We start from the raw sequence: 21,042 nt of genomic DNA on the forward strand, positions 1-21,042 counted from the left end.
ATCCATTAGTTCAATCGCTGGTGTAGTTCTTGTACAGAGTTTACAGAGCTTCTGTCGTCTGCGGCATGCGCAGTACAGTTTGCAAACGCTGCATTTAGCGTGGTGGTGTAGTTAGTCTTATGCTGAAGTGCACCACGACGTAACACCTTCGAATCTTCAATCGCTTGGCGACCTTCTGTCGTATTTACGATGTAGCTGTACTCACCATTCTTGATGCGGTCAAGAATATGAGGACGACCTTCGAATACTTTGTTCACGCGACGTACTTCAATACCTGCTTCTTCTAAAGCTTTAGCTGTACCGTTTGTTGCATCAAGCTCAAAACCGATAGCTTTCATTGTCTTAGCAAGCTCAACTACGCGTGACTTGTCGCTGTTACGGACAGATAGTAACGCGCGACCGCCACGTGGTAAAGCGTTTGATGCACCTAATTGTGCTTTCGCGAACGCTTCGGCGAAGTTTTCACCAACACCCATAACTTCACCCGTTGAACGCATCTCTGGGCCACGAATTGGGTCAACACCTAAGAACTTAGCAAAAGGAAGAACTACTTCTTTTACGCTGTAGTATGGTGGGATAACTTCTTTCGTTACGCCTTGGCTCTCAAGAGACTGACCAACCATACAACGTGCCGCTACTTTTGCGAGTGCAACACCAGTTGCTTTCGAAACAAATGGTACGGTACGCGCCGCACGAGGGTTAACCTCGATTAGGTATACTTTGCCATCTTTCACAGCAAACTGAGTATTCATTAGACCCACAACGCCAAGCTCTAGCGCCATGTCACGTACTTGCTTACGCATAACGTCTTGAATATCTTGCGATAGAGAGTGTGCTGGTAATGAACATGCTGAGTCACCTGAGTGTACACCTGCCTGTTCAATATGCTCCATGATACCGCCGATGATCACGTTTTCACCATCACAGATAGCATCAACGTCAACTTCGATTGCATCATCTAAGAAGCGGTCAAGAAGAACCGGTGCTTCATTAGATACAGATACCGCTTCAGTCATGTAACGACGTAGGTCATCTTCGTCATATACGATTTCCATCGCACGACCACCTAGTACGTACGAAGGACGTACAACTAGAGGGAAACCAATTTCTTGAGATTTAGCTACTGCTTCTTCTAGTGAAGTCACCGTCGCGTTCTCTGGCTGAAGAAGGTCTAGACGCTCAACAAGTTGCTGGAAGCGCTCACGGTCTTCTGCACGGTCGATCGCATCTGGAGAAGTACCAATTACTGGCACCCCATTCGCCTCTAAGTCACGTGCTAGTTTAAGTGGCGTTTGACCACCGTACTGAACGATAACACCTTTAGGCTTCTCAACACGTACGATTTCTAGTACATCTTCAAGTGTAATTGGCTCAAAGAATAGACGATCAGACGTGTCGTAGTCAGTAGAAACTGTCTCAGGGTTACAGTTAACCATGATAGTTTCATAGCCATCTTCACGCATCGCAAGTGCTGCGTGCACGCAACAATAGTCGAATTCGATGCCTTGGCCGATACGGTTAGGACCACCACCGATAACCATGATTTTGTCTTTTTCAGACGGTGCAGCTTCACACTCTTCGTCATATGAAGAGTACATATAAGCCGTGTCTGAGCTGAACTCTGCTGCACATGTATCAACACGCTTGTAAACAGGTAAAATCTCTAATTGATGACGTTTTTTACGGATTTCTTTTTCAGAAACACCTGCAATTTCAGCGATACGCGCATCAGAGAAACCTTTGCGTTTTAAGCGGCGCAAGAAGTCTTTGTTAAGGCCCGCAAGGCCTGCTTCTGCAATTTTAGCTTCATCTTTGATGATGTCTTCAATCTGAACTAAGTACCAACGGTCAATTTTAGTTAGGTCGAATACATCGTCAACGCTCATACCGTGACGCATTGCATCTGCAATGTACCATATACGCTCTGCACCTGGCTCACGTAGTTCACGAATGATAGTTTCTTTTGCTTTAGGGTCATCAAGTGCAACGATTGGATTGAATCCCGTTGCGCCAACTTCTAGGCCACGAAGTGCTTTGTGAAGTGACTCTTGCTGATTACGACCAATCGCCATAACCTCACCAACAGACTTCATCTGAGTCGTTAGGCGGTCATTTGCACCTGCAAACTTTTCAAAGTTGAAACGAGGGATCTTAGTCACAACGTAGTCAATTGAAGGCTCGAAAGATGCTGGTGTTGCGCCACCAGTGATGTCGTTTTGAAGCTCGTCAAGCGTGTAACCTACAGCAAGTTTTGCTGCGATTTTCGCGATTGGGAAACCCGTTGCTTTTGATGCAAGCGCTGATGAACGAGATACACGTGGGTTCATCTCAATGATAACCATTCGGCCATCTTTTGGATTCACACCGAATTGTACGTTTGAACCACCTGTTTCAACACCAATCTCACGCAGTACCGCCATAGAAGCGTTACGCATTAATTGGTATTCTTTATCAGTGAGCGTCTGAGCAGGTGCCACCGTGATTGAGTCACCCGTGTGAACACCCATTGGGTCAAAGTTTTCAATCGAACATACAATGATACAGTTGTCGTTTTTGTCACGTACAACTTCCATCTCATACTCTTTCCAGCCCAATAAGCTTTCATCGATAAGAAGTTCATTTGTTGGCGATAAATCTAAACCACGTGTACAGATTTCTTCGAACTCTTCCATGTTATAAGCAACACCACCACCGGTACCACCCATTGTGAAAGAAGGACGAATAATACATGGGAAGCCAATGCGAGTAAGTACGTCTTTCGCTTCGTCCATAGAGTGTGCAATCTCTGCGCGAGGACACTCAAGGCCAATGTTTTTCATCGCGATGTCGAAACGCTCACGGTTTTCAGCTTTGTCGATTGCATCAGCTGTTGCGCCAATCAACTCAACATCATGCTTGGCAAGTACACCGTGCTTGTCTAAGTCCAGCGCACAGTTAAGCGCAGTTTGACCACCCATTGTAGGAAGGACCGCATCTGGCTTCTCTTTTTCAATGATTTTTTCTACAACTTCCCAGTGAATTGGCTCGATGTACGTCGCATCAGCCATTTCCGGGTCAGTCATAATAGTTGCAGGGTTCGAGTTTACAAGAATTACTCGATAGCCTTCTTCTCTAAGCGCTTTACAGGCCTGAGCACCAGAGTAGTCAAATTCACATGCTTGGCCGATAACAATTGGGCCTGCGCCCAAGATTAGAATGCTTTTTATGTCGGTACGTTTTGGCATTGTTACTCCAGTAATAAATTAGGCTTTACGCGCTTGCATTAATTCAATGAAGTGGTCAAACAACGGTGCAGCGTCGTGTGGACCAGGACTCGCTTCAGGGTGACCTTGGAAACTGAAAGCAGGCTTATCAGTGCGGTGAATACCCTGTAACGTACCGTCGAATAGAGACTTGTGTGTTGCGCGAAGGTTGTCAGGAAGACTCTCTTCGTCAGCAGCAAAACCATGGTTTTGAGCAGTGATCATCACAACATCACGATCTAGGTCTTTAACCGGGTGGTTACCACCGTGGTGACCAAACTTCATTTTTACTGTTTTTGCACCAGATGCTAATGCCAGTAATTGGTGACCTAGACAAATACCAAAAATTGGAGTGTCTGTTTCAAGGAAAGACTTGATAGCATCAATCGCATAAGTACATGGCTCTGGGTCGCCAGGTCCATTAGAAAGGAAGATACCATCAGGGTTTAACGCCAGTACTTCTGCAGCGGAGGTTTCTGCAGGGACAACGGTTAGTTTACAGCCGCGGTCAACTAGCATACGTAAGATATTTTTCTTTACACCAAAATCGTAGGCAACAACGTGGAACTGCTCTTCACCTTGGTCAAGCGTTTTAAAGCCTTCGCCTAGTGTCCAGCTACCTTCATTCCATTGGAAAGAAGACTCTGTTGTTACTACTTTTGCTAAATCCATTCCTTTCAGGCCAGGGAATGCCTTAGCCGCTTCAAGCGCCTTTTGCTCATCGACATCATCACCAGCGATGATACATCCATTTTGAGCACCCTTATCACGTAGGATACGCGTCAATTTACGCGTATCGATATCCGCTATCCCTAGAATATTACGTTCTTTTAAATAATCACTTAACGATTGTTCGTTACGGAAATTACTTGCAAGTAATGGTAAGTCACGAATCACAAGGCCTTTAGCCCAGATTTTGTCCGCTTCTTCGTCTTCACTGTTTGTACCAGTGTTTCCGATGTGCGGGTAAGTTAAGGTGACAATTTGTTCCGCATAAGACGGATCTGTCAAGATTTCTTGATATCCTGTCATAGACGTATTGAATACTACCTCACCAACAGATATACCGTCGGCGCCGATGGCAGTACCGCGAAACACCGTACCGTCTTCAAGGACTAACAGAGCGGATTTAGTCAAGTTAACCTCCATAGATATGAAAAAACGGGATAAGCAAACACGCTTTTTTCCCGTCTACAAAGCGCTTGGTAACACGCAGTAAATAAATTTTTGGCAAATTCGTTATAGTCTACAGTACTTTCTTCGATTCGTCTAACAATTCAATCAAAAAACTCGAAAATAAGCTGTTAAAACTCTTTTTTAATTGAAACCGCCAAAAAAATAAACAAACTACTTCAAACCTAGCACATCTTGCATATCATAAAGTCCTGCTGGTTTGTTTTTTAACCATTGCGCAGCCCTTACAGCGCCTGATGCAAACGTTAATCGAGATGCTGCTTTGTGGGTTAATTCGAGCCTTTCACCCATGGTTGCAAAGTAAGCGGTATGTTCACCAACTATGTCACCTGCTCGGAGGACTGAATAGCCAATTTCATCTTGACTTTTAGCCGTATGATCACCACTGCGATCATAACGAGCCACTTCATCATGGTCCCATCCTTTAGCCTCTGCAATCGCTTCACCAATTGCTAATGCAGTACCTGATGGAGCATCAATTTTATTTCTGTGATGTGCTTCAAAGATCTCTATGTCCATTTCGTCGGCAAGCTTAGTCGCAGCAGTTTGGACCAAGTTAAGGAGCAGGTTAACACCCACACTAAAATTACGCGCAAAAACGATCGGTATTACTTTCGCAGCTTCTCGTAGCTGTGCCATTTCATCATCAGCTAGACCTGTAGTACCAATCACCATCGGTACTTTATTGTCAATCGCTGTCTTCAAATGTGCCAACATGCCTTGCGGCAAAGTGAAATCAATTAACACCTCAGCATGACACACCTTCGCCTCTTCATCAGAAAACGTTAGCTCTGATGAATGTACCGGTTGTAACGCTTTAATTGGGGTTTCTAAAAAAGGCGAGCTTGATCTAACAAATGCAGCAGCCAACTGTGCTCCTTGTTCTATTTCCACAGCTTCAATTAAAGCTTGACCCATTCTGCCGTTGGCCCCAAACACACCTATTTTTGTCATTATTCTCTCGTTCCTAAAATTATACGTGGTTATAAATCACACTAATCATTCTCATCTAAACTTTACTCGACAGCTGTCGCTGCTAGCGGCTTTGCGAGAACGAATCACATAGCTATTCAGTAAAATCACTAAGTTACATCACTAACTGTGATCACCTCAAGCTTTGTCAGGCCTAGAGTTTAGCCCATCTCTATGTCATAGTCAGTTATTCAATAATTATAATAAAGACCGTAGACTTTAGACGTCTAAACATTTAAACTTCCGCATTCGCCGATTTAATTATTGCGGGCGTTGAAGTTTAAATACAGCTAATAATAGCCCTGTTGGCTGTGGTTATTTCTACTTACACATTGCAATTAAGTAGATACTGTTTTTTGGGGAGTGCTATGCAGCCATCTTTTGACAACACAAAAGCAAAGTTATCTTTGCTACCTTTACTAACCTTCGTTGCCCTATTTTTAGGTGCAGGTCTATATTTACAATCTCAAGGTGTCGACTATGCTTTTTACCAGCTACCCGCACCAGTGGCGATATTGCCAGCTATTGTGCTCGCATTTTGGTTAAACAAGACTTCTATTAATCAAAGTGTCGAAACCTTTATTAAAGGTGCTGGACATAGCAATATCATTACAATGTGTCTGATCTATTTATTGGCAGGCTCTTTCTCTGCTGTAGCCGGAGCAACGGGCGGTGTTGACGCAGTTGTGAACGCAGGATTGTCTTTAATTCCTCCATCTTTCTTACTTCCTGGTTTATTCCTTATTGCTGCTGTTGTTTCAACAGCCATGGGGACGTCAATGGGCACTATTGGTGCAATTGGACCTATTGCTTACGCTGTATCAATCAAAACTGGCATTGACCCAGCTTTGATGGCTGGCACCATAGTATCAGGAGCCATGTTTGGAGATAACTTGTCTATTATTTCGGATACCACAATCGCAGCAACAAGAACACAAGGCTGCGAAATGAAAGACAAGTTTAAAGAGAATTTGAAAATCGCTTTGCCCGCAGCATTTTTTACGGTATTGCTTTTGGTATTTTTAACGCCAGAGCCACAGGCGGTTGAAACCAAGCCTTTTGATTGGCTGCTCGTATTACCTTATATTTTTATTTTGGTATTAGCAGTGATGGGCCTCAACGTATTTGCAGTGTTATTCAGTGGCATTATTTTTGCCGCGGCAGTGGGCTTCGCTGGTGATTACGAAGGTGGTGCTTTTGTAAAAGACGTCTATAAAGGCTTTACTGACATGCAAGAGATCTTTTTATTGTCGATGTTTATTGGTGGCCTGTCTGAGTTTATTAGAATCAATGGCGGCTTAGAATATATCGCTAAAAAGATCCACAAAGTAACCTCTTCACTCGGAAAGCTAAACAGCAAAGTTGCCGATCAGCTCGGTATTGCCGCTTTAGTTATGACCAGTAATATGTGTATCGCAAACAATACCGTGAGTATTATCGTCGCAGGCCCCGTTGCAAAAAAGCTTGCCGATGACAGCGGTATTTCCCCTAAACGTTCTGCCAGCTTGCTCGATATATTTGCATGTGTCATGCAAGGATCTTTGCCATATGGTGCTCAAGCATTGTTGCTAGGTGCAACATTCAGTATAAGTCCTTGGGACGTTTCTACTTCTTCGTTCTACTGCTTTATCCTTGCCTTCACGGCCGTAGCAGTCATTATCTTAAGAAGAAATAAAGCTTAATATTCGCTTGTGCACTCGATCAACTTGGGTGCACATTCGCTCTTCATTCAATTCACATAATTCAATTACTTAATATATAATTACAAGGTTTATCAACTTTGAAGATATATTAATGAATAAAATACGCTCTCTGACATTCATCACAGCTTTGACTTGCGCGTCCTCAACAGTACTTTCTGCAGATTGGAGTAATACGCAACTCCACGTCAACCATGGTGACTTTAAAAACCCATTTAGTACAAACGAGGCAAGCACAACAGTATATTCATTGCAGCATAGCTCGGGTTATAAATACGGCGATAATTTCTTTTTCATTGACTATATTGTTGATGATTTAGACGACAATTATCAAGACAGAGACTTTTATGGCGAGTGGTATTCCAACTTCAGCTTGAGCAAAATAGGCGGCTTAGACATTAAAAGTCGTTATATTAAAGATATTGGCATTGTTGCCGGATTCAATATGGCTGGTGACTCCAAAGTTATGAAATACCTGCCGGGATTAAAAGTTTCTTGGGATGTTAAAGGGTTTTCTTTTCTTTCTACTTTATTTACTGCTTACATTGATGACAGCGAAGGCCTTGCACAAGGTGGAGCGCCAGCGCAAACTGATAGCTGGATGATAGACATCGCATGGGGATACCCATTTACCATAGGTAATCAAAAGTTTGAAGTAACTGGCCATGTAGAGTACATAGCAGAACGTGAGAGTGAAACAGGCTCAGATGTAAAAGGTTGGCTGTTAGCTCAGCCGATTATTCGTTGGGACCTAGGTCACGCGTTAGAGATGCCATCAAATCAATTATATTTAGGTGTAGAGTGGCAATACTGGCGTAACAAGCTTGGCACTGATACGAATGAATCTGTACCTCAAGTGCATGTAGCTTGGACGTTCTAGCAGCTCTGCTGTGAATTCATGCTAGGCGTACACCCCAATGTGCGCCATGGTTTGCGTTCTTATCAAAACCTACCGGATATAGTGTACATAACAACACTAGACTACTACCCAAACTAACTCACCTTTAATTAGCAAAGTCTATATTTGTAATAACATGCTGGGGTCATCGTCAAATTTTATTGAACCAATACATAATTATTATTTTTGTCTAAAGTATTTCGTCACTTCGCCGATAAATACTTTGGTATCGTATACCCGTCTAATTTTACTGGCTGTTATATCAAGGATTTTTTGATGAACTTATTACATGAAATGAGTGTGGCTTATGGCCATATGCTAGCAACGGATCTCATGAACAAAGCGAAAGAGAGAGAACAAGCGGCTGCTGCCGAGCAGAATGAAGACGCCTCTCAATCATCTGAAGAAGCCAAAAATACTGAGAAAACTGAAAAACCTTCAGAATTAGAAGGGGCTCATAAGCTGTCTCATGAAGAAAAAGAAAAACTTTCTGGACGAGAAGCACAAGAAAAGAATGAAGATAAGTACGGCGATTTACCCGACCACATTCGTAGAATGCTAGAGCGCTTAGAAGAAATGAAAGAAGAGCTAGATCTTGTTAAGCAAGAAGTTGCTGAGCTCAATGCAAAAATTGATCACAATGACGAAGCGCAAAAAGCATTCTACGACCAAAGAAACCAATATTTTTTGCAGCTACAAACTCAGTATTTTGACATGATAAAAAATGTCAAAGATGCGATGAAAGAAGCTGGTGTGACTGATATGAGTGTATTAATAAAGGTGATTGCCTAGCAACACCCTCTCCATATTATTGCTATTTTCGTACTGTTGAGCAAAATTAATACCACTCATATCACTAATGCAATTTTGTGATCATATTTATTGTTGAAAAGTCGCAATAAATATCAAAGCTCTACATTGTCAGTAATACACTTTAAACAAACAAATCAAATCCACTTTTTCTCATATAAAATGCTGACCACAACTGGGATGAGCTGCATTTTATTACACTACATTACACAGGTATTTACTGTGATCTCATTTTGTGGAAAATAAAGGCGTGTTCCCTGATGAGTTTATTGATTTTTTATAAATAAAATAACTATCTTTTTCATTAGACAAAGATATATGATGATTCTTTTATTAATACTAAAAGATGAGTGCCTACACTGCGATACCGAAAAGACTAGCGTTAGAAAAAGCAATAGTTATAATTTGTTCTCTTATAATTAGTTACGTTTGCTATACCTCTGCTATTAATTCACTTTCATATGTCAGTTGTATATCGCAATAAAGACACAAACTTAAATGAAAAGAAGCTTTTTACAATCATGTCATTAACTCAATTCTCTGACTCCCACATTCTTGAACGCTTTGAATCTTCAAGATATGAGTTGTTAAATAAAATAGGTGAAGGTGGCTTCGGGAAAGTCTTTAAAGCGAGGCAAGTAAATACTGGTCAATATGTAGCCATCAAGTTTTTGGCTATTGACCAGCACTTCGACGAACAAAAAAAGCAAAGGTATATTGATAGGTTTAAACGAGAAACTGACCTAAGTAGCCGACTAGAGCATCCGAATATAGTTCGATTACTCAATAAAGGGCAGATTGACGAAGACCTGCTTTACGGTGTTTTCGAATTTGTCGAAGGACGATCACTGCGCGAGCATTTGCTAATAGATGGTGCATTTGAGGCATTGGAAGCGACTGATATTATGCTTCAAGTATTGGATGCGCTTATACATGCCCATGACAAATGCATTGTTCATAGAGACATTAAGCCTGCCAACATTATGCTTACCAGAGCCGGGGCTAAGTTGCATGTTAAAATTTTAGACTTTGGTATCGGCACTTTTACTCAGGACAATAGGCAATCAGACTTTAGAACGCTAACACTCACACAAGAAACGCTAGGCACGCCCTCTTATAGTTCACCAGAGCAATTACGCGGAGAGCCTGCTACAACCAAAACTGACTTATATGTCTGGGGTTTGGTGTTCCTTGAATGTTTAACTGGCTCACCAGCTATGAATGGTACAAGCGTCGCCGCCATTTATCATAAACAGCTTAGCGAAGCTCATATTCCCTTGCCGAGTGCCATTCTTAGCCACCCTATTTCTGAGTTACTTAGACGTGTCCTAAAAAAAGATGTCTCAGAGCGAGTTGTAACCGGCGCCGAAATATTTGATGAATTAAAGTCCACTAATATGTCAAATTTAGTGGGGCTCGCAGCACCAACAGCAAATCATCCAAACTTTGACGACGAAACCGTTGTTTTTCGGCCCGAAGACGCCACCGCGTTATCATCAGCTAGCATTCAAACAGTTAGTAGCGAAAAAAAACAAATTACGGTGCTCGCCATTCGTTTTAGCACCAGCTTTGTCGACAACAGAAAGCATGATTTAGAAGTTTTAGATACTTTATTTAAATCTCAGCGAAACCACTTCATTGATGTTGCATCAAGATTTGGCGCCTATCACGTCGGTAGTATTTCAGATACTTCACTATTTTACTTCGGTTACCCGGCAAGCAGTGACAATGACGCACGTCTTTGCGCCAGAAGTGCTTTGGAAATTCTCAGTGAGCTTGCAACACGAAATGCCTTAATGAGAGAAGCCCATGGAGCCCAGCTAAACATTCATATTGGCATGCACACAGGCATGTTTTTAACCTATGCGAACGCAACGCCTGAAGGGTATGTTGCCAGCGCTGCAATGACTTTGGCTAGAACAGCCAAAGAAAAGCAGATCCTATGTAGCAATGACACCACAGCATTGCTTGAACCGTTTTGTGAGCTTGAACAGTATGTTCAGTTAAAGTTGGGCCAAACCTATCACCCTGAACAAGTATTCTCACTTATTGGAGAGCGTAAAGCGGAAGCATTTGGATTCTTGAGAGGCACACGAAGTAGCCATGAATTTATAGGCCGCCAACAAGAGCTTGCACAGATCCAGACTGTGTTTAATGGCATTGGTTCTGATAACCGCTTTATTCATATTGAGGGCGAAGCAGGCATGGGGAAATCTCGTCTGCTGTTAGAAATAACAAATAGAAATGCCGATTTTGCTTACCAGCTGGCACAGTGTTTACCCGAACATCAAAACAATGCACTCTACCCTATTTTAAATTTAGTAAAACACAAGTTCGGGCTTGAAAAGCTCAGTAGCCATGAGGCTTATCACCTTTTTAAAAGTACGCTGTCAGACAAAATTGAGCAAGTTAACTTAGACCAAGCACTGTCGTCTTTACTCATTTGGCTCAATATTAAATTAGACGGCAAACAACTTCGAAGTCCAAGCTCAGCACAGATGCAAAAAGAGCTGCTTTTTTTATCTTTGTATTCTTTGCTTTTTTCTCTAAAAAGTTTTGCCCCGAAGCGCAATTGCCTTGTTATCGAAGACCTTCACTGGGCCGATAATACCACATTAGAGTTTCTTAAATATGCAACGCCGCAGCTTACATCCGATAGCGTCGTGATAGCCACATCAAGGGAAAAGTTGCCTAAATCATTGGCAAACAAAATTTCTTATACCTCTTTGACATTGGCCAAGCTAAGTGAACCTGATGCGCGCGAGTTTATTAGCAAACTTTTTTCAAATAAACCCGTTTCCAATGAGCTACATAATACCTTGATCAGTCGTGCCGATGGCGTACCTTTATTTATTGAAGAGTTAGTTGGTATGCTCAAACAAAAGGAATATGTTGAGCTCAAACACGGTGAATACTGCTTCTCAAGTCCCGAGCACATTGCTCAAGTGCCGTTGACTTTAAGGGAGTCACTGCAAAGTAATTTGGAATCATTAGGCTTTGCAAAAGACACAGTTCAAAGAGCTGCTCTGCTTGGGCGCGAATTCGAACATCAACGTTTATTTAACCTTGTTGATATTACAGAATCTCAATTGTCTGCTGATCTTCAATTGTTAGTCGAACAAGGAATTTTAGTTAAACAACGTCAAGCACACTCAGACAATTATATTTTCAGACACGCGCTGATCAAAGACGTATCGTACGACTCAATCGACAAAAACCATCTAATAAAATGGCATTTAAAAGCTGCAAAAGTAATAGAACAAGAAGTTACTCAAGACCCAACACTTAGTTCTGAAGTAGCCAGACACTACGAAGCGGCCAACGATATTTCCCAAGCTCGTTTATGGTATTACAAATCAGCTAAATATGCCGAGGTTAAGTATTCACTTGACGAGGCAATCACTTTTTTCGATAAAACGCTTACGTTGAGTGAGTCACAAAAATTAAATAGTGACGATATATACTTACAGAGCTTGTACCGATTAGGGTACAACTACTCGCAAATTGGCCAACAGGAAAAAGCCCGAATTTATTTGAACCAGCTTACTGATAAGCTGGCCCACAGTGACTTCAACGAGCTAACAGTACAAACCTATCTAACCCTTGGAAAAACGTTTGAAATCGTTCATCAACACGGCGATGCATTGGAACAATATGAAATTGCCGACAACATACTGGAAACACTTCCACACACTGAATCACCACAAAACAACAGCTGGTGGCAGTTGTGGTTGTCGTTAAAAAGTGCTCAGTTATATGTCAACTATTGGCTCGGCAATAAATCATCAATGAGCAGATTAGTTGATCAAACGTCTCCGGTTGTAGAACTAATTGGAACTGACGCCGTGAAAGCAAAATTTTACGATGATTTATTACACCTGAAGTTTCGTGAAAATAGATACATTCTTGGCGACGATGATCTGCACATTGCCCAGTTAGCGGAAAACTCAGCTAAAGCAACCGCCGATACGTCGCTTTACGCTTATGCGTTGTTCGTCAACGGCTTTTCACTCTCATTAAATAAAAGGCATGATGCCGCCATCGATAAGTTGAATCAAGCAATTGAAATCGCGAAAAAGCTTAACGACAAGGTTACTTTAACTCGCTGTATCACTTATCAAACGATTTCATATCGACTGGCACAAGATGTGGATAAAACACTCGCTTGCGCAACCTTAGCACTTAAATATAGCCAAGAAACGGATATGGACGATTACAAAGCAGCTGCACACGCCAATTTGGCATGGGTTGCATTTAAACGCGGCAACCCGACTGAAGCCATCGAGCAATTAGAATGTTGCTTTGCTATTTGGGAAGAGCTCAGCAAAACATATTCTTTTCCTTTCAGTTGGATTGCTTATGCGCAACTCATTTCATTGTCCGCACAGGATCCACAGGCGCGGGAAATGTACCAACCTAAATTGAAACAGATTTGCCACTCCTTGTGTGATGTCAACCAGATGTTCTTAGGTTCTCAAATACAGTCTTTACTAGAAACATATAGTAAAAACAGCGACAACCAACATTTGATAGATATTACGGATGCATTAATTCAATCTAAATACCTATAAAAAGGAAATACAAGATGTCTCAAGCACAAAACAATAAACCAAGTTCTAGAAATGATATTTTTAGAACTTCAAATGCGCCAAAAGTAGCTCAGGGTTTAACTGAAGAACAAATTGCAGAGCAATGGCGCCAAGTAGCACACAATATGTTTGTGCTAAGACAAAATGGCGAAATTGTATACCTAGATGTAGATTTCTATACAGAAGGCTCACGTCTTATCGAGTGGGTGCACTCAGAGCAAGATATTCATAAGTTTTTCCTAAACGAAGACAACCTATTCCCACTCAATTTAATGGGTCCTGCAGTTACAAAAGTGATCCCTTGGAACCTTGCCGAAGCAAAAGACAAGCTACCTACTACATTTGCAGGACAAGCGCCGTTAAAACCAGGTTACATGATTGATTTACGTGTGATCCAGCTGAATCGCCTAAATGCAAACGACCCTAACTTTGCAAGACTTTTAAATTCGGGTCTTGATATTCCAATTCAACTTGAGTCAAACTCATTTGATCCTATCTACCCTGTGCCTCACGAGTTTGAACATCAGTTAAGTGCTCCAATCGAAGAAGAAAACTTATATATCGTATCTTTCAAGAACCCAGAAAGAATTAGAGGTATTGATGACTTGTATGGATACCAGATCAGCTATATCAGCAAAGAAGAGCTCGACAAGGTAGATAATTATGTGCCTAATGAGGACGACAAAAACGAAGCATTAAAGCTAGATGAACTGAAAAAAGAGCAAACAGGTCAGTATTTAGAACGCTATTATGGTGATACAAACGCACAGATCGGGGCAATAAACCCGCGTGATATGGCACCTCACCTTTTAGGCGCTGCATGTTATATCGCTAACTTGCGCACTATGAAAAAAGACTAACTAAGTCAATGAGGCCCTGTTTTCGATGGGGCCTTCTCAAGTTGAAAAAATGAAAAAACAGTATTTTGAAGGCACGCATCGTGTCCTAAGCCCTCAGCAAACACTAGATAAAATTTCTCCCATGCTCAAAACGATGGGGATCACTCGCATCGCAAATGTAACTGGCTTAGATAATATCGGTGTCCCTGTTGCAACCGCCTGTCGTCCAAATTCTAAAGCCGTGGCAGTTTCACAAGGCAAAGGGGCAACACTAGCTGCGGCTAAAGTCTCAGCGGCCATGGAAGCTATCGAGACTTATCATGCAGAAAATATAGACTTGCCACTTAAGTTTATGAGTTATAACGAGTTAAAGCAGGAGCACTCCTTCGTAGAAATAGCCTCACTACCTAAATTGAGTGTGAAACCGTTTTGCCCAAAAGAAAAACGCCTTTGGATTGCAGCTGAAGCCTTTGATGACAAGTGCGCTTTATATGTACCCTATGACTTGGTACATTGCGATTATACACTGCCATTGCCTGCTGGCAGCGGCGTTTTTCAAATGAGTACCAATGGACTTGCCTCTGGTAACACCATAGAAGAGGCACAACTTCATGGGTTGTGTGAGGTGATTGAACGAGATGCGCTGTGCTTATGGTCATTGAAAGAGAGCCATAAATACCAAAACAAACGCGTGGATTTAAAAACGATTACAGACAGTTCAATCTCTGAGCTACTGTCAAAACTCTCTATTGCTGGTGTATTATGTGCTGTATGGGATATTACCAGCGATATTGGCGTTCCAACTTTTTTAGCAACCATCATTGATGAACAAGAAAACCTATATAGGCCCCTATATTCGGCCTCAGGAGCTGGAACACACCCAAATGCTAACGTCGCGCTCTCAAGAGCAATAACTGAAGCGATCCAAACGAGGCTCACTCTTATCTCTGGCTCCCGAGACGATATTAACCTCGCCAAATATGAGTCTAAACGTCAATTAGAGGCTATGTCTGAGCTACGTAAACTCCTACAAGACGAACCTGAGCATCAACTAGACGTTAATTCGCTTATTAGCTTTCAAAGTGAAACCATCGAAGATGATCTTAGTCATGTTCTTCTCAAGCTCAAACATTGTGATATTAATCCCATTTATATCGATTTAACCAAATCAAAATACCAGATCCCAGTTGTCAGAGTTATTGCACCAAACTTAGAAGGAATTCATGACACCCCAGGGTACGTTTTTGGCCTACGAGCGAAGCACGTAGCACAATCAAACACAGAGAGTCTCATCCCATGAAGGTAATTGTATTTGCAGGACCAACAATCTCAGAAAGTGAGATTACTTCAGTACTCCCAAACGCGACTGTCCTTCCTCCCGCAAAACAAGGAGATATACTCAAGTCCAAAGCGCTAAAACCAAATATTATTTTGCTAATTGATGGAATATTTGAGCAGCACCCAGCTGTTTGGCATAAGGAAATACTGGATGCGATTGACAGTAATATCGTGGTAATTGGATGCTCGAGTATGGGTGCTTTGCGCGCAACTGAGCTTGCTTTATATGGCATGATAGGGGTCGGTGACGTATTCGAATCCTTTGATTCTGGAGAAATAGAGGATGATGACGAAGTCACTTTGCTTCATACCGATAAATCATATGGATACGGGCATATTTCAGAGGCACTGGTAGATATAAAATTCACGCTTAAGTCCAGCGTTAAAGCAGGTATTATTAGTGACGAAGTCGCGACATCTATCGAGAGCAAATTAAAAGAAACATGGTATCCCTATCGTACCTATACGCTAGTATTCGAAGCAGCGGCTCAACTTCTTGAGGAAGAAGGCTTAAATCAGTTTATCCACTTTGTGAATAATGCCCCTTCGTTGAAAAAACTTGACGCACTTAAGGCGCTAGATCTTATCAAGACAACGACCGAAAACAAATCTGTATTTCCTCCTGCGCCTAACTTTGATTTTAGCTTTACTGACGCTTGGCAAATGATGCTAGATGAATTCAACGTAGAAGAAAAAACACCGTATTATTCTAGTCATTTACTGTCCAATACGGCAATAAACCATGATGGCTACGAAACTCAAATCTTAAGCCGTTATTTAGCCAAAAAACTCATAAGTGAAGTTTCAAAGGAAGAAACGCTACCAACGATGCACAAAATTGCGCAAAAATGGGCATGTAGCAGTAATGGACAAACGGATTTCAATAAACTTGGAAAACGTTTAGATAGTTTATCTCTTACGCCTGACGAGTTTATTCAGTTTATTGAACGGGAAACAGCTTTAGATCTTTTGAAAGCGAAACTCAGTGATCAGTCCAGTTTCGCAATCGATGAAATTTTAAGTTCAGGTGAACTGGATAAGTTGAACTAATCTTTCATTTGAATGATTTCAATTACATTTCCACTTGGATCTGCAACAGCAATATAGTGTGCAACAGGACATTCTTGCGCACTTTCATGCAGCAAATTTAAATTTTTTGCCTTCAAATCAGCTAGCGCGCCTTCAAGATCAGTCGTGACGAGATTAATGATCATTTGAGATTGATCTGGGTATGTGATCTCTTTTGGCTGCTCAACTTTATTTAAGATAATTGTTAAATCATCTTTTTTCACATACATAGCTTGCGGTAACAGATCATCTCCTATGACCTCAAAACCAAGTCCATTAACATAAAAATCTCTTGCGGCTTCTACGTCATGAACACTCACTTGCAATGCAAAAAGCTTTAACATATTTTTCTCTCATTATTTTATTGAAGTTCATAATTTAATTAAAATGGGTCCGTAATTCAATATACACATGATTTTAAAAGTAATGTTTTCAATTTATAAGCATACAGTTCAATCACAACTCTTCTGCCCTGACGATATCAATACGCGCTTTGTTCATTTCTAAAGCTCTCTTCTCATTCCCACAGAAATGCATAAATAAAAAACAGCCCCTCAAACACAGTATGTCCGTCTCAAAAAATTCTAACAGAGCTATGCCAATTAACACCTATACGAAACCAAAATGGCGCTGATTAAAAGCCAAGATCTTGAAACTATCGTATTTGACTATTCTCGAGAATCAACCCCAATCAAAAACGGTAAGAGTTTTCGTTCCCTAGCTCTGTCATATCTGGCGCCAATCAGGCAATCAGGCAATCAGGCAATCAGGCAAAGATTGTACAATGTGTCAGTTAGGCTAGGAATGCGAGCTAAATCTTTAAAAGAGACAAAAGTAACTAACAAGGGTTATATATTTTGACCCTTCTAGGCACTTATAAATACAAGTACCTAGGCTTTCTATCCTGTTTATTTATATACAAGAATTTTTGTAATCTAGTATTTAAACAAACTCCCTCACATCAAGCACCTGCCCTGTCATAACCCCTTCTATCGCCGCTTGATAAGTAACTGCCGTATTTGCAGCCGACATACCCGTGCTGCTATCCATACCCATCATTTCCATAGTTTCTTTTACAAATATGGGGCTTACTGCGTTTATTCTTAGAGAATCACCCAACTCTAAGGCCGCAGCTTTTACAAAAGCGTTGAGTGCACCATTGACCGCACTAATGGAAGCAGAGCCAACCATAGGTTCTTCTGAAAGCATGCCTGAGGTCAAAGTTATACTGCCACCAGCGTTGACGAAACCGGCACCGACTCTATACAAATTGATTTGACCCATCAGTTTATTTTGCCAACCTAACTCATACTGCTCATCAGTTAACTCACTTAATGGAGCAAAGGCTGCCATACCTGTGGTTGAAATTATGGCATCTACTTCTCCCACTTTTTCAAACAGCGCCTGAATTGACAATTTACTTTGTAAATCCACCTGAAATTCACCATCTTTATGGCCTACCGTGAGCACTTCATGCGATTGTGCCAAACGTGCATGGACCGCTTTGCCGATAGTACCTGTTGCGCCAATCAATAAAATTTTCATAGTCATTCTCCAAATTTAATAAGTTGCTTTGATTTGATGAATGCAGTGTAGATAATTCATAAAATATGATAAATAATGACAAAATAAACTCTCTTTTCACTTTTAATGCACAATGAATCTATTTAAATCTATGTTGGTATTTCAAAAGGTGTGTGAATTAGGCAGCTTTAGCCAAGCCGCGGACCAACTTAACTTAGTCACTTCTGCGGTAAGTCGCCAAGTAAACGAACTTGAAAAGCATTTTGGCGTGAGGTTACTGCAAAGAACTACCCGCTCAGTTACACTCACAGCGGATGGACGTCAATACCTTACAAAAATATCTGAAATAACAGACAGTGTGCAGGCGTTGGAAGCAATTCATAAAGACGATGTGGTTTATAGAGACCATATTCAACTCACGGTCCCGCCAATCCTCAGTAAAATAGTACTTACTCCCTTATATAACTCGCTACTAAAGAAACACCCTGAAATTTCAATTTCAATCACCCAAATTAATCGAACAATTAATCTCGTAGAAGAAGGCTATGACTTCGCGATTAGAGTCGGACACTTGGAAGACTCCAATTTAGTCGCCAGAAGTATCTCTGAACTGAAACTGGCTTTGGTCGCAAGTCCAGAGTATTTGAATACACATGGCAAACTCAACCATCCGAAAGAGTTAATGCAACACAACTGCCTGATCAATACCATGCTCACGCACCCTAAGCGTTGGTCGTTCAAAGAGCACAAACGTTCTTTCACCGTAAAAGTAGATGGGCAATATGATGTAAATGATGATTCAGCGCTTTGCGAAATGGCGCGTGCAGGACTTGGCATAGCCTATCTGCCCCTCCAAATTGTTGACGCGCATCTATCAACTGGTGAGCTTGTCCAAGTGTTATCGGATTTCACAGTCGAGCCTCTGCCCATTTCATTGGTATATCCAAACCGCCAATTACTCAGTCCTGCTAAACGTAAATTAATTGAATACCTGACAGATGCGTTTTCTTAAAGACTTGCTTGGTGCTTTACCAATGATCGGGTTATTGCAGATCCGCTTGCGTGGTATTCAACATATTTAGCCACATATCACGTAATTCTACTTCATCAATCAGTTCACTATGCATTTCTATAGCAAAGATGTTGTCATTGGTATCGGGCAGCCATCCACTATCCAATAACTTGAATAGTGACGTTTTCAGTTGCTCTGGCTCTTCGTTTAGGGAATACCAAAAGGGTTGATATCGAATATCCAATTTCGTCGACCCATTTAAGTGATCAGCAATAAGTGCTCTTATTTCCTGCACCTTACTCCCCTGTTCCAGCTTCTTTAAAATCATTGCATAAAGCAAATAAACACCAACATGTTCGTTAACGTTTCGATTCAAACTGCTAACTGACCTAAAGTGCTTTTCAAATAGCTGCTTTGCGGCACTATACTGCCTAGTTTGATAAAGCCCCATGATGTATGGCATTGCATAGTGATTGTCTTCTGGGGCAAGTAAATAGCGCTGCTTTAACAATCCAATTGCGCCCTGTTTATCTTGTTGGTACCACTTTAGCCCTGCACGTACGTAGAGGTTAAATGACGTCACGTTTTGTCGCGTTATTTGGATTTCTTCTGATTTTTGTATTGCTTCTTCTAAGTTTCCAGTACTCAGTAAAAACAAAATATGCGAGAGCTTATGCAAAGGGTACACTCGACTGTACTCTGTCATGTGTCTTTCGTACCAAACTTTATACGCTTTCGCTCTTTGCTCGTTTAGCAGGTAAAAATCTAATTGATAAAGCGCAATGTGTTTAGCGTGGGGCGCGATTTCAACACTACGCTCAAAATACTTTCGTGCATTTTTTAAGTCTCGACGATTCAAGTAGGTGTATGCTAATCCTCTTAGCACCGTTGGGTTGTTAGGGGCTAGCCTAAATGCTTTTAAATGGGCATCTAGCGCTTTATCTAGATTGTTTTTCTCTCGGTGAAAGCGTCCGTACCAATGCCATAGCATGGGTGATTCATTTGACAAAGAAAGTGCTTGTTCAAAATACACTTTCGCTTGATCAAACTTTCTACTCAAGGTCTCTAATCTCGCAAGCGAAGTAAGTACATCTGCATTGTTGCTATCAAGCTCTAGTGCCTTAAATAAAAGTGGTCGGCATAAAGCATCTACCTGTGATTCAGGAAGTGAGCCATATATTGCCAAAGCCATATGCGTATTACATAAACCACTCATCGCCACAACATGTTCAGGACTTCCTTCCAAAACTTCGGTGTAAATTTGTTTCGCCTTAGTAATTCTCTCTGGTAGTTTAGATTTAGTAAGGTGCTCAGCTAAAGATATAGCCTCAAAGTGTGGGTCACTTTTTAAATCATTTTGTTGCCTTTGGCCAAAAACATAGATAATCAGCAATACTATGAGTAACGCAAATAGAGTGCTTATATACAGATACGCATGTGTCTTTTTCTTTTTATCCACCACGTTGGAGTCTAAGTTAAACACGTCAATTTCAGTAGACAGTCGATATCCTTGGCCAGAAATACGTTCGATATAATCAATGTCGCTTTCTTCATTGAGCACTTTTCTAAGCATTGCTACCGCTTGATAGACTGAGTTGTCAGACACCACTCTGTCAGGCCAAACTCGTTGGGCAAGCTCATCAACGCTTAAAGGGCTATTGCGATTTTCAATCAAGGTCGTAAGAAGCGCCATCACTTTTGGCGTCACAACATGTACGTTAGCCGAACTAGCAAGTTGTATTTTGTTCAATCTAGGTATTACAACCCATTTCCCAACCCGAATACTTTCTATCGTTGAATTCATATTAGCTTTTGTTTTTATTGCTTTTTATTTTTTTAAGACAAATTTAAGATTT

At 41.3% G+C, this 21,042-nt stretch carries 14 protein-coding genes; 8 read left to right on the forward strand and 6 right to left on the reverse strand.

What is annotated here, in order from left to right; all coding sequences use genetic code 11:
• Positions 1 to 5: 5 nt before the first annotated feature.
• The 3 genes from carB to dapB form a co-directional block, all read right to left on the reverse strand.
• Positions 6 to 3,224 carry a carbamoyl-phosphate synthase large subunit gene (gene carB / locus N483_RS11890; protein WP_023401629.1) on the reverse strand — a complete coding sequence of 1,073 codons (3,219 nt, stop codon included), beginning with the start codon at positions 3,222 to 3,224 and terminating at the stop codon, positions 6 to 8.
• 18 nt (positions 3,225 to 3,242) lie between these two features.
• Positions 3,243 to 4,379, reverse strand: a complete 1,137-nt coding sequence (gene carA / locus N483_RS11895) for a glutamine-hydrolyzing carbamoyl-phosphate synthase small subunit (protein WP_023401628.1) — start codon at positions 4,377 to 4,379, stop codon at positions 3,243 to 3,245.
• A 210-nt stretch (positions 4,380 to 4,589) separates the two neighbouring features.
• Positions 4,590 to 5,390 carry a 4-hydroxy-tetrahydrodipicolinate reductase gene (dapB, locus tag N483_RS11900; RefSeq protein WP_023401627.1) on the reverse strand — a complete coding sequence of 267 codons (801 nt, stop codon included), beginning with the start codon at positions 5,388 to 5,390 and terminating at the stop codon, positions 4,590 to 4,592.
• Positions 5,391 to 5,776: 386 nt separating this feature from the next.
• Between dapB and N483_RS11905 the strand changes: the two genes are divergently transcribed.
• The 7 genes from N483_RS11905 (at position 5,777) to N483_RS11935 (ending at position 16,632) form a co-directional block, all read left to right on the forward strand.
• Positions 5,777 to 7,090: a Na+/H+ antiporter NhaC family protein gene (locus N483_RS11905; protein WP_023401626.1), complete on the forward strand. Its 1,314-nt coding sequence runs from the start codon at positions 5,777 to 5,779 to the stop codon at positions 7,088 to 7,090.
• 112 nt (positions 7,091 to 7,202) lie between these two features.
• On the forward strand, positions 7,203 to 7,988 hold the full coding sequence (locus N483_RS11910) for a hypothetical protein (RefSeq protein ID WP_023401625.1): 786 nt from the start codon (positions 7,203 to 7,205) through the stop codon (positions 7,986 to 7,988).
• 294 nt (positions 7,989 to 8,282) lie between these two features.
• Positions 8,283 to 8,798: a hypothetical protein gene (locus N483_RS11915; RefSeq protein WP_023401624.1), complete on the forward strand. Its 516-nt coding sequence runs from the start codon at positions 8,283 to 8,285 to the stop codon at positions 8,796 to 8,798.
• Positions 8,799 to 9,337: 539 nt separating this feature from the next.
• Complete coding sequence (locus N483_RS11920; protein WP_052027444.1) at positions 9,338 to 13,387, forward strand: protein kinase domain-containing protein; 4,050 nt, start codon at positions 9,338 to 9,340, stop codon at positions 13,385 to 13,387.
• Positions 13,388 to 13,401: 14 nt separating this feature from the next.
• On the forward strand, positions 13,402 to 14,265 hold the full coding sequence (locus N483_RS11925; protein WP_023401622.1) for a hypothetical protein: 864 nt from the start codon (positions 13,402 to 13,404) through the stop codon (positions 14,263 to 14,265).
• Between the two features lie 49 nt (positions 14,266 to 14,314).
• On the forward strand, positions 14,315 to 15,544 hold the full coding sequence (locus N483_RS11930; RefSeq protein ID WP_063383349.1) for a YcaO-like family protein: 1,230 nt from the start codon (positions 14,315 to 14,317) through the stop codon (positions 15,542 to 15,544).
• Positions 15,541 to 16,632, forward strand: a complete 1,092-nt coding sequence (locus N483_RS11935; RefSeq protein WP_023401620.1) for a TfuA-like protein — start codon at positions 15,541 to 15,543, stop codon at positions 16,630 to 16,632. Before N483_RS11930 ends, N483_RS11935 begins: the two co-directional genes overlap by 4 nt.
• Here the strand turns inward: N483_RS11935 and N483_RS11940 are convergent.
• Together N483_RS11940 and N483_RS11945 are read right to left on the reverse strand one after the other, a co-directional pair.
• Entirely contained in the window at positions 16,629 to 16,994 is a 366-nt protein-coding gene (locus N483_RS11940) for a VOC family protein (protein ID WP_023401619.1), read from the reverse strand. The two genes, N483_RS11935 and N483_RS11940, sit on opposite strands and share 4 nt — an antisense overlap.
• Before the next feature lie 598 nt (positions 16,995 to 17,592).
• Positions 17,593 to 18,195, reverse strand: a complete 603-nt coding sequence (locus tag N483_RS11945) for a short chain dehydrogenase (RefSeq protein WP_023401618.1) — start codon at positions 18,193 to 18,195, stop codon at positions 17,593 to 17,595.
• Between the two features lie 112 nt (positions 18,196 to 18,307).
• Here N483_RS11945 and N483_RS11950 point away from each other — a divergent pair, with 112 nt between their 5' ends.
• Positions 18,308 to 19,186, forward strand: a complete 879-nt coding sequence (locus N483_RS11950) for a LysR family transcriptional regulator (protein ID WP_023401617.1) — start codon at positions 18,308 to 18,310, stop codon at positions 19,184 to 19,186.
• A 31-nt stretch (positions 19,187 to 19,217) separates the two neighbouring features.
• Here the strand turns inward: N483_RS11950 and N483_RS11955 are convergent, their stop codons facing one another.
• Positions 19,218 to 20,990 carry a winged helix-turn-helix domain-containing protein gene (locus tag N483_RS11955; RefSeq protein WP_023401616.1) on the reverse strand — a complete coding sequence of 591 codons (1,773 nt, stop codon included), beginning with the start codon at positions 20,988 to 20,990 and terminating at the stop codon, positions 19,218 to 19,220.
• Positions 20,991 to 21,042: the final 52 nt, after the last annotated feature.

Origin of the sequence: Pseudoalteromonas luteoviolacea NCIMB 1944, assembly GCF_001625565.1 — a bacterium.
GTDB classification, from domain to species: domain Bacteria; phylum Pseudomonadota; class Gammaproteobacteria; order Enterobacterales; family Alteromonadaceae; genus Pseudoalteromonas; species Pseudoalteromonas luteoviolacea_F.

Excerpts from the sequence above, each read along its gene's own strand:
- N483_RS11935 (WP_023401620.1), top strand. The coding sequence starts at position 15,541 with ATGAAGGTAATTGTATTTGCAGGACCAACAATCTCAGAAAGTGAGATT.
- N483_RS11950 (WP_023401617.1), top strand. The coding sequence starts at position 18,308 with ATGAATCTATTTAAATCTATGTTGGTATTTCAAAAGGTGTGTGAATTA.
- N483_RS11915 (WP_023401624.1), top strand. The coding sequence starts at position 8,283 with ATGAACTTATTACATGAAATGAGTGTGGCTTATGGCCATATGCTAGCA.
- N483_RS11945 (WP_023401618.1), bottom strand. The coding sequence starts at position 18,195 with ATGAAAATTTTATTGATTGGCGCAACAGGTACTATCGGCAAAGCGGTC.
- N483_RS11910 (WP_023401625.1), top strand. The coding sequence starts at position 7,203 with ATGAATAAAATACGCTCTCTGACATTCATCACAGCTTTGACTTGCGCG.
- N483_RS11925 (WP_023401622.1), top strand. The coding sequence starts at position 13,402 with ATGTCTCAAGCACAAAACAATAAACCAAGTTCTAGAAATGATATTTTT.
- N483_RS11905 (WP_023401626.1), top strand. The coding sequence starts at position 5,777 with ATGCAGCCATCTTTTGACAACACAAAAGCAAAGTTATCTTTGCTACCT.
- N483_RS11955 (WP_023401616.1), bottom strand. The coding sequence starts at position 20,990 with ATGAATTCAACGATAGAAAGTATTCGGGTTGGGAAATGGGTTGTAATA.
- N483_RS11930 (WP_063383349.1), top strand. The coding sequence starts at position 14,315 with ATGAAAAAACAGTATTTTGAAGGCACGCATCGTGTCCTAAGCCCTCAG.
- N483_RS11940 (WP_023401619.1), bottom strand. The coding sequence starts at position 16,994 with ATGTTAAAGCTTTTTGCATTGCAAGTGAGTGTTCATGACGTAGAAGCC.
- dapB (WP_023401627.1), bottom strand. The coding sequence starts at position 5,390 with ATGACAAAAATAGGTGTGTTTGGGGCCAACGGCAGAATGGGTCAAGCT.
- carB (WP_023401629.1), bottom strand. The coding sequence starts at position 3,224 with ATGCCAAAACGTACCGACATAAAAAGCATTCTAATCTTGGGCGCAGGC.
- N483_RS11920 (WP_052027444.1), top strand. The coding sequence starts at position 9,338 with ATGTCATTAACTCAATTCTCTGACTCCCACATTCTTGAACGCTTTGAA.